Raw genomic sequence first — 13740 nt, 5'->3', positions numbered from 1 at the left:
CTAAAAAAGTATGTTTTATCAGTTATTTTTAAGTAATTTAGTCTTCAGAAAATAAGTAAATCTAGTATTTTTTCGGGTTTTGTAGGATTGACAGATTTTCCAGAAAGCGGTATTCCCAGGCGATGCCTGGGAACAAATCCGCTGCTAAAAAACGGTTACACCGACAGATTTTGAGTAATCCGTTTCATGGCTTCTTCGACGTTTTCGCGGCTGTTAAATGCCGAGATGCGGAAGTAGCCTTCTCCGGCTGCGCCGAAACCGGAACCGGGGGTTCCGACGACGTTGGCCGCTGACAGTAACTTATCGAAGAAATCCCAACTGGATAACCCGTTGGGGGTCTGTACCCAAACGTAAGGCGCGTTGACACCGCCGTAGACTTTCAACCCGGCTTCGGTGAGTTTTTCGCGAATAATTTTTGCGTTTTCTAAGTAGAAGTTGACGAGGGCTTTAATTTGCGCTTGTCCGGCGTCCGAATACACGGCTTCGGCGCCCCGTTGCACGATGTAAGAAACGCCGTTGAATTTGGTGGATTGGCGGCGGTTCCAGAGTTTCCACAGTTCTACGTCCGAACCGTCGGAGGTTTTGGCCGTGAGGGTTTTGGGGACGACGGTGTAGGCGCAGCGGGTTCCGGTGAATCCGGCGTTTTTAGAGAAGGATCGAAATTCGATCGCGCAATCTTTGGCCCCTTCGATTTCAAAAATCGAGTGAGGCAGACTTTCATCGGTGATAAAAGCTTCGTAAGCGGCATCGAAGAGGATAATGGAATCGTGGGCTTTGGCGTAATCGACCCAGGCTTTCAAATGTTCTTTGGTGGCGGTTGCTCCGGTGGGGTTGTTGGGGAAACAGAGGTAAATTAAATCGACTTTTTGGGAGGGAATTTCAGCGGTGAAGTTGTTGTCCGCTGAAATGGGCATATAGACTAATCCTTCGTATTCGCCTTTGTCGTTGGCGGGGCCGGTATGACCGGCCATGACGTTGGTATCGACGTAAACGGGATATACGGGGTCGGTGACGGCGATGGTGTTGTCTTTCCCGAAGATGTCGAGAATGTTTCCGGTGTCGCATTTGGCGCCGTCGGAGACGAAGATTTCAGAGGCGTCGATGTCGCAACCGCGAGATTGGAAGTCTTTCGCGGCGATTTTTTCCCGTAACCAAGGATAGCCTTGTTCGGGGCCGTAGCCTTTGAAGGAGGCGCGATCGCCCATGTCTTGGATGGCGTCGGCCATGGCGGTGCGACAGGCTTGGGGTAAGGGTTCGGTGACGTCGCCGATGCCGAGTTTGATAATTTGGGCGTCGGGGTTGGCGTCGGCGAAGGTTTTGACGCGACGGGCGATTTCGGGGAAGAGATACCCCGCTTTCAGTTTCAGGTAGTTCTCGTTAAGGGTTGCCATAGTTAATGTATGAAGTGCCAGTGTTGGCGTCGAACAGTGTGGTTAATCAGTGGGTTACAGCAGTTGTGCGAAGCGTTTTGAGATCGCGCTTCCATGGAAAAACGGCTTCGGACTCGAAAAAAAGGCTTTCCGTACCGAACGCCGCTCTTTATGTATTATTCCACGTTGGCTTCAACCCCTGAGATTGGGGAATCGATCGCGATAGAATCGAACCGAGGCTAGAGTCAGTCGGGGAATCGATCGTGTTCGACGTACATCGTCAGTGGATCGCTATTTTAGAAGACAGTCCGGATCGTCGATCGCGGATGGCCGAGTTGTTGAAACAGAGTTTCGACGACCCGCAGGTTCGGTTTTTCAAAACGGCGTCGGTGGCGATCGAAACTCTGGAGACGGAGTTAGAGAGTTGCGCTCTGGTCAGTTTAGATGGGGATCTCAGCCGTTCTCGGTTGTCGGAAGCGGGAAATGGCGACCCCGGAACGGGGCTAGAGGTGGCGGTGTATTTGGCGCAGGCGAAGGCTCAATGTCCGGTGGTGGTTCATACTTCCGATCGCCAGATGGCGATCGCCATGATGCAAACCCTGGCGGAAGGGGGCTGTTGGGTCGATCGCGTGGTTCCGGAAAACGACTGGCTGGTTCGCGGCTGGCTCCCGAAAGTGCGGGAACTCCTCAACCCCGTTCCCAGCGATCGACTCTCTCCCGAGGCGGTTCCGAGTCGCGAGGCTCCCTGGAAAGACATCGCCGATTTCGCTGCTGCGTTCGATCCTCGAGAGGACTGGGGAAGTTTGGAAAAAGCCCGGTTCTTGGGGGAACAACTGGAACAGGTGTATCTCAACGCCGATACGCTACCGTCGACGATCGCGGAAGTGCGGACGGGACTCTGGGCGTCGCAACTGTTGTGGCGGTGTTACGACATCGAACCGGACGACGCTTCGATGGGGTATATCGGGGCGTTGCTGGAACGGTTGCGGAACTTGTTAACTCGTCAACCGAAACCTCTGGCGCCTCAACCTGTGGTTTTGGCTTCGAGCGATCGCACGGTCGATCGCATTGCGGGTACTATTTTCGGCCACGCCATCGGCGACGCTTTGGGGTTGGGACTCGAAGGAATTCCCAAAGAGCGCGTTGGGGAGTATTACCCCGAGGGGTTGTCCGATTATGAGAATATCGTGCGGGACGAACATCGGTCTCGTTGGGAAGCGGGGGAATGGACCGACGACACGGCGTTAATGCTGTGTATTTTAGATAGTTTGCTGGAGTCGAACGGGGTCGATCTCCTCGATATCGCCCGTCGCTTCTACCGTTGGGCGGCTGCGGGAAATCCCGGTCTGGGGATGACGACGCACAATGTTTTGTTTGCGAAAGAGATGTACGGGGTTGATTTCTTTCAGGCGGAGTTCGATCGCAACTATTTTGTGGCGGCGAAGAAAGTTTGGGAGGAAAGCGGCGGTCGTTCGGCGCCCAACGGCGGTTTAATGCGGACTTCTGTGGTGGGAATTTGGGACTACCCGGATCGCGATCGCGTCAAAACCCACGCCGAACAGATTTGTCAGATTACCCATTACGATCCCCGCTGCGTGGCCTCCTGCGTCGCCCTGTCCCTGGCGGTTCGCGCTCTGCTGTGCGGTACTACGGACACGGAAAACCTCACCCAGCAGATGGCGCGAGAGGTGAAGGATTACCATCCTGACATTCAAGAATACTTCCAACGCACGGCCGATCCCGATATCGCGACGTTGAAATTAGGGGAATCTTGGGGAATGGGGTACACCCTCAAAACTCTGAGTGCGGGATTTTGGGCGTTGCAACACGCGCCCTCTTACGAGGCGGGATTGTTGCAAGTTCTCCACGAAGGGGGCGACGCGGATACGAACGGGGCGGTGGCGGGGGCGTTACTGGGGGCGAAGTTCGGCTATCACAGTATCCCCAAATCTTGGATTGACGGGTTGAAACAGCGTCAGGAGTTGGAAGTGCGTGTGGAACAGTTGGTGCGTCGTTGTACTTAGCGATCGATCGGTCGAACGGAGTCGGTATTGGCGCGGACGAAACAGCCTTCGGGTTGGTTGGGGTTGGAGTTGAAGCGGACGAACAACCAGGCGTCACCGCGATCGTCGTAAAAGACGCCGCCTGCCATACTGGGGAGGGTTTCAAATCGCTGTCCCCAGGTGAGGGTTCGATCGACCGGCCAGTTATAGATATCGTTGGGACGAGCTAAGTCGAAGAGTTCGTAGCGATGGTTCATGCGACAGTTTAAGCCGTCGGGATGGGAATCCACCGCCACCCAATCGGTATGATAGGCGCGATCGAGCTGTCCGTAATCGCCGTTTTCGTCGGCTTCAGGAAGGGCGAGACTCGGCGCGACGAAGAGACTCCCCAGGCATCCCACTGCGAGACTCGTCCATAATAGAGCTTTCATTAGACGTTTTAACATAAGCGCGTTCGTTCGCTTTTTACGGACTTTTGCGGCGTTTCTCCGTGAGATCGATACAAAGGTTGATGATTGAGAATTGAGCGATCGCCTCGAAATCCCATTGCTCGAAATTCCATTGCTCGAAATCCCATTGCTCGAAATCCCATTGCTCGAAATCCCATTTTGACACTCTCTCGCGCTAGATCCTCGCGCTAGATCCCCGGCATCTCGAAGATGCCGGGGATCTTAAGGGATCTTAAACTCGTTGGTGAAGAGCATATCTATCATATTTTGAGCATTTTGTCAATACCAAATTGGAAACGATTTTCTACGGGAGAGCGTCTCAAAACTGATAGTTGCGATCGCCCACCCAGAGACTCACCGGAACCGCCCGAGCGCCATCATCTATTTTAACTTCCACCACAAAGGCTTCCGGCGTGTCCTGCTGAATTTGGGAAATGGTCGCGTTCACTTGTTCCCGTTGGTTCTCGGGCATATAGTAAGTTTCCAATCCGTAAGTAATTTGCCAGCGGCGATACTGTCCCCGCAGGGCAATTTGGTTTTCTGCCAGGTTGGCGGGAGGTTCTTCGCTGACGCGCACCGGAACCCAAGGCGTCGGCGGTTGAGAGGCGGTTTCAGAGGCGGGTTCGGGAGGTTCCAAGACTACATAAAAATCGTAAGAACTGCCCCGTCGGTGAGAGGCGAACAGTCGATCGCCCCCCGGTAAACTTTGCAGCGTCTCGATTTGAGAAATATCGTAACGGAGCGTTTGATAGTAACCCCGCATCATATCGTAAGGATCGACGGGTGCCGTTTGTAAAATCACGCGGGTTCCGTAAGCCATCGTATAGGCATCGCGGGCGGGAACCGCCAGAATTAACAGGGTTTGCAACGCCAGAGGAACCCACAACCGCCAAGCGGGAATTTGGGATTTTTTCCGCGAGGGCTGTTGCGTAGGCGTTTCGGGCGCGAGAATCGGGGTTTCGGGTTTCATGAGATTTCCTCCGGTAAAGAACGAGACTCGGCGCGATCGATCTCAACGTTGCGCTCGAACCAAAGTCCAGCGAGAATGACACCAATACCGCATCCCACAAAGACGAGGGATTTCAACAACAGTCCCGTATCGTATTCCAGCATCCGCGTTACGATACCGACGACGAGTAACACCATACCGCCCCAAAAGGTGCGGCGACTGCCAAACCCCAATCCGTCTCGAATGGCGCTAATGGCGAGGAAAAACAGCAAGATATTAAAAATTAACGGGGCGAGCACCGGGAGCGGTTGCAGGTGTAAGTGAACGTAAATGGTGACGCCGCTGATGAGGAGCATTAACGCGACGATACCCGTATTGAGCGATCGAGCTTGAAAGGGTCGGAAGCGATCGAGCTGCTTCAACAATCTCAACCACAGCCACAGCGTCACCGCCGCCACAATTAACCCCTCAATGGCGATGTGGCGTCCCAATTCCGGCCGAAAACCGAAATCAGAAATCTCAAAATACATCCATTGATTGAACGAGAGGAGGTAAAACGCGCTGGCGAGGATGAGAATCGCGAGGCTGCGGGCGATGGTATCGAACGCCGGACGCTGCAACAGGCGCGGCGGACGGACGCTGTACGCCCACAACAGAGCCGGAGGCAGCACGATCGCCCCTTCGATCGCCCAACCTTGTAACATGGCGATATTGCCGAAAATCGACCCCGACACTAACACCGCCGTCAGTCCGAAGGTGATATTAGAACCACAGCGACAGGCGAGGGGAACCCACAACAACAAAGCGAGGCTTGGCATATAGAGGGCGGCGAAGTGCCACACCGTCAAATCGCTGGCGTTGGCGGCGTCAACAATGGCGGGGACGTAAGCGATACTGACCAATAACGCCGAGAGAATCCCTAAAGACGGTAACGCCAAACTCACCGCCATCAGCCAAACTCCCGCACTCCAAACCAAGAAGAGTTGGTACAGCGGTCCGCTTTGGTGGAACATTTGGGAAACCAAAGCTATGTTTGCCCCCAGGACTAATCCGCCCAAAAGGAGCAACGCCGCCCCGAGTTTGTGGGTTCCGCCGCGATCGCGCGATCGCCACAAATAAAACCCAACCGCGTTAATTCCCACGAACAGGGTCATTAACAACGTGAGTTTGACCTCGCGAGACCATACCATCCAGTTAGCGGCGACAAAGCTAATTACGCCCAACCCCAGGAGAATGCCTCCCAAACCGATGAGGATGGTCGTAAAGCGGCTACTGGCTTCAGATTCGAGCTTTGAAAAGCGATAGCGATCGGACAGCGTACCGTAAAGTTCGGCATCGATAAGTCCTTCTTTCCACCACTGCTCCGCTTCCTGACGCAGTTGGCGGCGAAATTTTTCCGAAGTCACGGGATGTTAACTCCCACAGCGACGATTTGCTTTCAGCCTAATCGGTCGATCGTCGCCCTGTCAGGAGAGAGTGGACGTTTTATGGGCTGGCTTTTTGCGGATGAGGAGATGAGAGGGTCGTTGCGTGACGCGGAAAAGCCATATTGAAGGCGGGCGAGACGCAACATTTTTCAGCCGCGTCACGTACCCTAACGGTTAAGCGCCCAAGAGTTTGTTTTCGTTTTCGTCCACGCGGGGCAAACCAAAACTGTAATTGTTGACGCGGCTGTTGAGGTTGTAGCTGACTTGACCCTTAAAGAGCATCGATCGCACGAAATGCTCTAAATCCGAGCCGATGCGTCGCAGGTTGTATTCGGTCAACTCTTCGCCGTCGTAAGACGCCACGAGTTCCTCGAACTTCTGGTAAACCGCCTTTAACGCCTCGTCGTTCCAAACCAATTCGTTATCGGGATCGACATCGAGGGTGAGAACGTTGTCGTTAGGAATCAAGTCTTGTCCTTCGACTTCGGCGGTGAAAATACGAATGTGGCGTGTTGTCGATTTGAGAAGCATAGCTAAAAATTTAAGTCTCCGAAACAAACAGATAGGCGATCGATCGGCCTGGCGGTGGAACGAACGTTTCAGCCAGACGGCCTTTTACTCTTTTCTCAATTATTGTAATGGTGTGTTACACTTCCGCTCAACTGCTGTTGGGTTGGCTCTCGCCGACCCCAGCTTCATGCGATCGCGCCCCAAAGCGTCTATCCTTATAACTGAACTAAATCTCTAGAGCTAGAAGTCTGAGGAAGTCGGCGTGAAAGATCCGTTCGTTCGGCAGTCTCATCGAGTCGATCCGGCCGATAACATCGTCCAACAAGCCCGCCAAGGTAGTATTGCCGCCATCGTACAGGTTCTCAACGACAACCTGGCGGGGTCTGGCCTGCGAACGCGGGCGGTGTTTGCCGATGGCTGGTTACAACTGTTGTGCGAAGCCCCCAACGCCGATCGCCTCGATCGCGGGGATGTTGTCGAACAAATTCGCTCCCTCCTCGAAGAAATTTCGCCCCACAACATCCGCCGCGTCAATCTCAACTGTCGCATCGCGCGGGAAGAACAACTGCTGTGGCTTGAAGAAATCAACCGCGATCCGGAAAATCAACTGTTGTGGTCGCAACAGATCGTTTTAAGCCGTCCGAATCCCCTCAAACAGCTTGTCAGCAGTCTGAAACCCGCCGAAGGCCGCCGCAAAGTGGCGCTTCCGAAGAAAGTCCCGGTGTCGATGCCCACGCGACCGAGAGATCCCATGCAAAAGGGGTTGATGGTTGGCTTTGTCCTCAGCCTGATTCTCCTGTTCGGCTTGAACTGGCTCTACCAACGGACGCGATCGACCGCCTCGGACACTCCCGAAGCCGCCACCCCCACCGCCACGCCGACGCCCTCCCCTGCGGTTCCCGAAGCCCCCGATCCCTTCACGCAAGCGGTGCGCTTGGCAGAACAGGCATCCATTGACGGCCAAACCGCCCAAAATCGGGCAGAATGGCTTGATTTAGCGGCAAAATGGCAGCGAGCGGCGGATTTAATGGCGCAGGTTCCCCCAGACGACCCCCGCTATACCACCGCCAGCGATCGCGTCGAAGTTTACCGCCAAAACAGCCGCGTCGCGCAACAGCAAGCAGAGCGTACCACTGAGTAAACTCCATGTCTCACCCAATCACAACTCCTCAAACCCCGTCAAACCAAACCCCCGCCGCGTCTTCACATAAAATAACGCAACGGGGGTTGACATTTTATTTAAAATATGGTAAATAATTACATTGCTCGTTTGTTCGCTTCGATGGCCTCACTGTAGCGGCCGAGTTTTTCCAAAGCGATGCCTTTGTGAATCCAAGCATCTTTGGCCATCGGTTGCAGTTCGAGAACCTTATCCCATCCAGAGTTGGCCTCTTCCCACCGTTGCAGTTGTTGCAAAGATAAAGTGCGCGTCCACCACAGCAACAAGTCATCGGGAAATTTTTCCAAAGCGCGATCGCAACAATCGATCGCCTCCTCAAACTGTTGCAACTCCCGCAAAATGCGACCCCGTTGCTGCCACACTTTCAAATTATCCGCATCCGCTTCCAGAGCGCGATCGAGAAACTTTAACGCCGGGTGTAAATTCCCCGCATCGTATTGCTGAAGCCCTTGTCGATACAACGATTCCGCCTGTTCCGGATCGGGGGTTTTCGCCTTCTCCTCCGACGATTTCGCCTTCGTCGGTTCCGCCGGAGGCGCGTCGTCAGCCTTCGCCGCATCCAACCCGAGGGCGCGATTGTTGGCTTCGATCGCCTCCTCGTAGCGTCCTAACTTTTGCAGCGCGACCCCTTTATTAATCCAAGCATCGCGGAAATAGGGATCGAGTTCCAAGGCTTTATCCCAACTCTCAACCGCTTCGTCCCAACGTTCCATCGCGCCGAAGGCCACGCCGCGACGAAACCAAATTTGCGCGTCGTTACCATCGAGTTCCAACGCCTTCTCCCAAGTGGCCAGAGCGTCTTCCCAACGATTGAGATCCAATCCCAACACGACCCCTTTATTAATCCAAGTTTGAATATCTTTCGGATCGAGTTCTAACGCTTTATCCCAACTAACGAGGGCGGCTTCGACCTGTTTCAAATCCTGTTGCAAATCACCCAGATGTCCCCAAACTTGGGCGTTTCCGGGGTCGAGTTCCGCCGCTTTCTGATAAGCGGCCAGAGCCTCTTTCGATCGCTTGAGTTCCGCCAGGGCGTCGCCACGCCCGATCCAAGCACGAACCAGCGTATCATCCAAAGCCAAGGCGCGATCGAAGGCCAACAGAGCCGCCTCAAATCGATCGCCCTTCAACTGTTCCGTTCCCCGAGACAGCCAGCGTCGCGCTTCCTCCGTCTCCGATTCTCCCCGCGTCGCCGGCGCTTGAGAGGGGGTCGGCGTCGCCGCTTCAGTCGCAGTTTCCTCCGTGGCCGAGGACAGTTCCGCCGGACTCGCTCCCGCCAACAACTGATGTCCGATATTCCCCGCCAACAGCGCCACCGGCCGAGAAGTTCGATCGCTCAACTGCACCATCCGGCGCCCCAACTCCACTTGAGGCGTCTCGTCCTGGGTGCGAGCGTTCCCGAACTGGCGCAGCCAAGTCATCCAGCGTTCCTCAGAAGCGCGATCGTCCAACGCCTGGAAGAATCGATCGATCTTCGTCTCGTCCCATCCGTGACTGACGCCCTCAAGCAGTTGCAAAAAATAAAACTCGCATTCCGCATCGCTCAGAGGCGGTTGGGCGACAGGAACCCGGTCTGCGTGTTGAAACGCACCTCCTCCGAACAGTCGCCGGAAGAAATTCGCTATCGCCTGTACGATCCGCCTAAGCATTCGCCGTCCTTATCCTTAAACAATTACAACTCGACCAATTCGACGTTTGAGATTGTACGCCTTCCGCGCTCCGTTGCAGAAGGAGAGGGGGAGATTGGGAGAGAGGGAGATTAGGAGAGGGGGGAGAAGGGGAGATGGGGAGAAATTCTCAACGATCTTGCCAAATCATCCCCTCCAGAACGATCGTACCCTCATCCCCTCATTCCCTCATCTCTCCTCGTCCCTACAACTTCGTCCCGCATTCCGGGCAGAAGTGGTTCGTCGAGGCGTTTTTCGCGCCGCATTCGGGACAGTAAATCAACTCGACGGCTTTATCGAGAACCTTGCGTTCGGGCAATCCCAACATTTGCGCGTTGCTCTTACCCGGGGCCACCATCGGATAACAGTTTTCAGTTTTGTGAACGCGAACGTCGAGAACCACCGGCCCCTCGTGAGCCAACATTTCCGCGATCGCCCCTTCGAGTTCCTCGCGACGGTTGACCGTAATCCCCTTGAGACCGTAGGCGCGGCACAGCAACTCGATATCCGGCATGCCCACTTCCATATTGGAAGACGAATACCGTTCTTCGTAGAAGGTTTGCTGCCACTGACGCACCATCCCCTGCCAACCGTTGTTGATAATTACGGTCTTCACGCTAATGCCGTATTGAGCCAGGGTGCCGAGTTCTTGCAGGTTCATTTGGAAGCTGCCGTCGCCGCTGATGCAGATGACTTCGCGATCGGCTAAGGCCACCTTCGCCCCCATCGCCGCCGGAACGCCGTATCCCATCGTTCCCAATCCGGCGCTGGAAATCCACTGACGCGGACCGTTTTTGAGGAACTGCGCCGCCCACATTTGATGTTGTCCCACGTCGGTGGTGTAGTAGGCATCGGGCGCTTGTCGTCCCAGTTCCACCACCACTTCTTGAGGCGAGAGAATGTCATCGTAACGCGGCACGCTGAGGGGATAATCGGAGCGCCATCGATCGATTCGATCGCGCCACCCCTGAGTTTGACCGGGTTCGCTGGCCACGCCGAACTCTTTGAGGCGGCGCAACAAATCCAACAGCACTTGGCGCACATCGCCCACAATCGGCACGTTGGGGGCGCGGTTTTTGCCCACTTCCGCCGGATCGATATCAATGTGGATCACTTTCGCGCGGGAAGCGAACTCATCCAGTTTGCCCGTTACGCGATCGTCAAAGCGGGCGCCGACAGCGATTAACAAATCGCACTCGCTCACGGCGAAGTTGGCGTAAGCCGTTCCGTGCATTCCCAACATTCCCACCGAGAGGGGATGTTTTTCATCGAAGGCGCCTTTCCCCATCAGCGTCGTCGTCACGGGAATTTGGAAATACTCCGCCAGTTCCAACAGTTCCGCGTGGGCCCCTGCGGCGATCGCGCCGCCCCCGACGTACATCAAAGGCTGTTTGGACTCGCGAATCAAGGCGATCGCCTGTTCGATTTGACGGGGGTTGCCCTTGACGGTGGGGCGATATCCCGACAGTTTCAAAGAACCCGGTTCGATGGGAACGTAATCGCACTCGGCCAGTCCCACATCTTTCGGCACGTCGATCAACACCGGGCCGGGACGCCCCGTGCTGGCGATGTGGAAGGCTTCGGCCACGATCCGCCCCATATCGGCCGGGTCGCGCACCACGTAAGAATGCTTGACGATGGGCAGCGTAATGCCGAAAATATCAGTTTCTTGGAACGCATCGGTTCCGATGGCGTGGCGCGGCACCTGTCCGGTGACGACCACCATCGGAATCGAGTCCATGTGAGCGGTCGCGATACCCGTCACCAAGTTAGTCGCTCCCGGGCCGGAGGTGCCAAAGCAAACCCCCACTTGACCCGTTGCCCGAGCGTAACCGTCAGCAGCATGGGCGGCCCCTTGTTCGTGCCGCACCAGGATATGCTGCATCTCTCCCGCTGCTTCAAAGCGGTAGAGTTCGTCATAAATCGGAAGAATCGCGCCACCGGGATAGCCGAAAATATGTCGAACGCCGTGGCGCTTTAAACTATCAATTAAGGCATACGCGCCCGTAACGCGCTTGACAGCCACTCTTTGCAATTGCACGACAGGAACCTCTCGAAATACTCGAAAAACGGATTAATACAATAACAGTTTACTCACGTCAAGTTCGACGTTCGACATCCATTAAGATAAATTCAAGTTTATCGAAATTATCGTTAAAATAACAACGCAGGCTTTGTTTTTGTTTAAGAATTTAAATGACCGATCGATCCTCCGATCCGACGCCAAAGCGCCCCCGCGCCGCCCAAAACCTCAGTCCGGAAAAATACCAGCGTTTGGTGGCGGAGGCGAAAGCGCCCTATCGGGGGTTGCGTCTGTTCCTGTACCTGGCTTTCGCCGCCTCGGGGTTTATCGGCGCCTTGGTGTTTCTAGCGCGATCGCTGGCGGGGCAGAATTTGACTTCGGATTTGCCCAATTTCGCCCTACAGGTGGGCGTGGTGGCGTTGATGGTGTGGTTGTTTCGCCTCGAAACGCGATCGAAACCGTCAGGGAAGGGTGAAGAGTAAAGCGTGAAGCGTCGAAAAACCTGGCTGTGGTTGGGCTTGAGCGTCGCGGCCTCCCTGGCGATGGTCTCGGTTGTCGTGCGGGAAGGCGCGGGGGCTTACGTGGTGCAAGACGACGCGCGACAGCATGTTTTTTGGATGCAACGGTTTCTCGATGGTGATTTGTTTCCCCAGGATCTCATCGCGGACTATTTTCAATCGGTCGCACCGGCCGGGTATACGGCATTGTACCGCGTCGCCTCGGTTTTGGGACTCGATCCGTTTGCTTTCAACAAGCTGTTACCGCCGATTTTAGCGGTTATCGCCACGGCGTTCGCGTTCGGGGCGACGATCGAATTATTTCCCGTTCCTTGGGTGGGGTTCTGCACGGCTATTATTTTCAATCTCAGCCTGTGGATGAAGGACGATTTAGTCTCGGGAACGCCGAGAGCCTTTGTTTATCCCTTGTTGACGGCGTTTTTATATTTTCTGCTACGACGCCAGACTTGGAGTGTTGCGCTTTCTGTCGTTGCGACTGGCTTGTTTTACCCGCAATACGTTCTCGTGGAAGCGGGGGTTTTGGCGTTGTACGCGGTGGATTTTCCTCGGTGGCGGTTGCGCCGCCATGCGATCGCACTGGCGTTAGTCGGCTGTACGGCAGCATTTTTGATTTTGTTACCCTTTCTTTTGGCGACCAACGAGTTCGGTCCGGTCGTCACCTGGGCTGAAGCGAAACAATCGGCGGATTTTTATCCGAAAGGACGCAGTGCGTTTTTTTATGAAGATGCTTTCTATTTTTGGATGAGTGGCGATCGCAGCGGCTTTTTGCCGGGAAGAACGCCATTAGCCTTATGGATTGGGGCGTTTCTTCCCATCTTGCTGAAATTCAAAAAACACTTTAACTATCTCATATATCTTCGCAAAAGTCAAATCTTATTACAGCTTTTTATTGCTGCAACATCGTGGTTTTTATTCGCGCATTTATTTCTCTTTAAACTTCATCTTCCCAGTCGATACACGCATCACAGTTTCCGCGTATTATTCGCGATCGCATCGGGAATTACTCTCGGGGTTGTGGTGAAAGAAATTTGGCGGCGATCGAGTCACGCCAAAGCGGTCGATCGCCTTCTCGGTCAAACGGTATCCATCGCGTTGCTTTTTTCCGTCATCGCCTCTCCGCTGTGGCTGTCAGATTCCTTCCGAACCGCCTATCACGAGGGGGTTGAAGTAGAACTGTACGATTTTTTCAAGACGACGCCGAAAGAGAGTATCATCGCTGGAGTTGACGGAGAACTTAACAATATTCCGACGTTTTCTCAACGGTCGATTTTAGTAGGAATGGAATATGCAATCCCCTATCATCGCGGTTATTATGAAGAGATAAAAAAACGAGCGATCGACCTCATTCGCGCTCACTACAGTTCGGACTTAACATTTGTCCGAGAAATCATAAAATCTTACAATATAGATTATTGGATAGTTGCCAAAAACGATTTTTCCGAAGATTATCTAGAACAGAATTATTGGCTCGAAAAAATTGAAGAGTCGAAAATGAAGGACGATCCGCTGGTTCGCGCCGTCGTAGAAGTGTTTGAAGCGGTGAAACATGGGGAAGTGGCGGCGTTGCAGTCACAGCGCGATCGCTGCTCGGTGTTCGAGTCGAATCGATTCCTGGTATTGGAAGGGGATTGTATTTAAGGCGAT

General features: G+C 54.3%; 12 protein-coding genes. 4 read left to right on the top strand and 8 right to left on the bottom strand.

What is annotated here, in order from left to right; all coding sequences use genetic code 11:
* Window positions 1-155: 155 nt before the first annotated feature.
* Window positions 156-1391 (bottom strand): LL-diaminopimelate aminotransferase, encoded by a 1236-nt coding sequence (locus tag ACP5D4_RS12955; RefSeq protein WP_428012041.1) that lies wholly within the window; start codon window positions 1389-1391, stop codon window positions 156-158.
* Between the two features lie 242 nt (window positions 1392-1633).
* Between ACP5D4_RS12955 and ACP5D4_RS12950 the strand changes: the two genes are divergently transcribed.
* The gene (locus ACP5D4_RS12950; protein WP_428012040.1) at window positions 1634-3394 is read left to right on the top strand and encodes an ADP-ribosylglycohydrolase family protein; all 1761 of its coding nucleotides are present in this window, start codon (window positions 1634-1636) and stop codon (window positions 3392-3394) included.
* Here the strand turns inward: ACP5D4_RS12950 and ACP5D4_RS12945 are convergent.
* The 5 genes from ACP5D4_RS12945 to ACP5D4_RS12925 form a co-directional block, all read right to left on the bottom strand.
* Entirely contained in the window at window positions 3391-3804 is a 414-nt protein-coding gene (locus ACP5D4_RS12945) for a hypothetical protein (protein ID WP_428012039.1), read from the bottom strand. The two genes, ACP5D4_RS12950 and ACP5D4_RS12945, sit on opposite strands and share 4 nt — an antisense overlap.
* A gap of 34 nt (window positions 3805-3838) precedes the next feature.
* Entirely contained in the window at window positions 3839-3988 is a 150-nt protein-coding gene (locus ACP5D4_RS12940) for a hypothetical protein (protein WP_428012038.1), read from the bottom strand.
* A gap of 153 nt (window positions 3989-4141) precedes the next feature.
* Window positions 4142-4792, bottom strand: coding sequence for a GDYXXLXY domain-containing protein (locus ACP5D4_RS12935; RefSeq protein WP_428012037.1), 651 nt, complete (start codon window positions 4790-4792; stop codon window positions 4142-4144).
* Entirely contained in the window at window positions 4789-6177 is a 1389-nt protein-coding gene (locus tag ACP5D4_RS12930) for a DUF2157 domain-containing protein (RefSeq protein WP_428012036.1), read from the bottom strand. Before ACP5D4_RS12930 ends, ACP5D4_RS12935 begins: the two co-directional genes overlap by 4 nt.
* A gap of 195 nt (window positions 6178-6372) precedes the next feature.
* Window positions 6373-6729, bottom strand: coding sequence for an NAD(P)H-quinone oxidoreductase subunit M (locus tag ACP5D4_RS12925; RefSeq protein WP_428012035.1), 357 nt, complete (start codon window positions 6727-6729; stop codon window positions 6373-6375).
* A gap of 241 nt (window positions 6730-6970) precedes the next feature.
* On the opposite strand from ACP5D4_RS12925, the gene ACP5D4_RS12920 reads away from it, so the two are divergent.
* Window positions 6971-7849, top strand: a complete 879-nt coding sequence (locus ACP5D4_RS12920; RefSeq protein WP_428012034.1) for a hypothetical protein — start codon at window positions 6971-6973, stop codon at window positions 7847-7849.
* 116 nt (window positions 7850-7965) lie between these two features.
* Here the strand turns inward: ACP5D4_RS12920 and ACP5D4_RS12915 are convergent, their stop codons facing one another.
* Together ACP5D4_RS12915 and ilvB are read right to left on the bottom strand one after the other, a co-directional pair.
* A complete protein-coding gene (locus ACP5D4_RS12915) occupies window positions 7966-9537 on the bottom strand; it encodes a tetratricopeptide repeat protein (RefSeq protein ID WP_428012033.1) in 1572 nt (523 codons plus the stop codon).
* A 223-nt stretch (window positions 9538-9760) separates the two neighbouring features.
* Window positions 9761-11596, bottom strand: a complete 1836-nt coding sequence (gene ilvB, locus ACP5D4_RS12910) for a biosynthetic-type acetolactate synthase large subunit (protein ID WP_428012032.1) — start codon at window positions 11594-11596, stop codon at window positions 9761-9763.
* A gap of 155 nt (window positions 11597-11751) precedes the next feature.
* Here ilvB and ACP5D4_RS12905 point away from each other — a divergent pair, with 155 nt between their 5' ends.
* Together ACP5D4_RS12905 and ACP5D4_RS12900 are read left to right on the top strand one after the other, a co-directional pair.
* Complete coding sequence (locus tag ACP5D4_RS12905) at window positions 11752-12060, top strand: DUF3493 domain-containing protein (protein ID WP_428012031.1); 309 nt, start codon at window positions 11752-11754, stop codon at window positions 12058-12060.
* Window positions 12061-12063: 3 nt separating this feature from the next.
* Complete coding sequence (locus ACP5D4_RS12900; protein ID WP_428012030.1) at window positions 12064-13734, top strand: hypothetical protein; 1671 nt, start codon at window positions 12064-12066, stop codon at window positions 13732-13734.
* Window positions 13735-13740 lie beyond the last annotated feature (6 nt).

The sequence above is a fragment of the Baaleninema sp. genome (assembly GCF_049974805.1).
Taxonomy (GTDB): Bacteria; Cyanobacteriota; Cyanobacteriia; order Cyanobacteriales; family Geitlerinemataceae; genus Baaleninema.
This window is presented reverse-complemented; position numbering and strand designations above follow the sequence as displayed.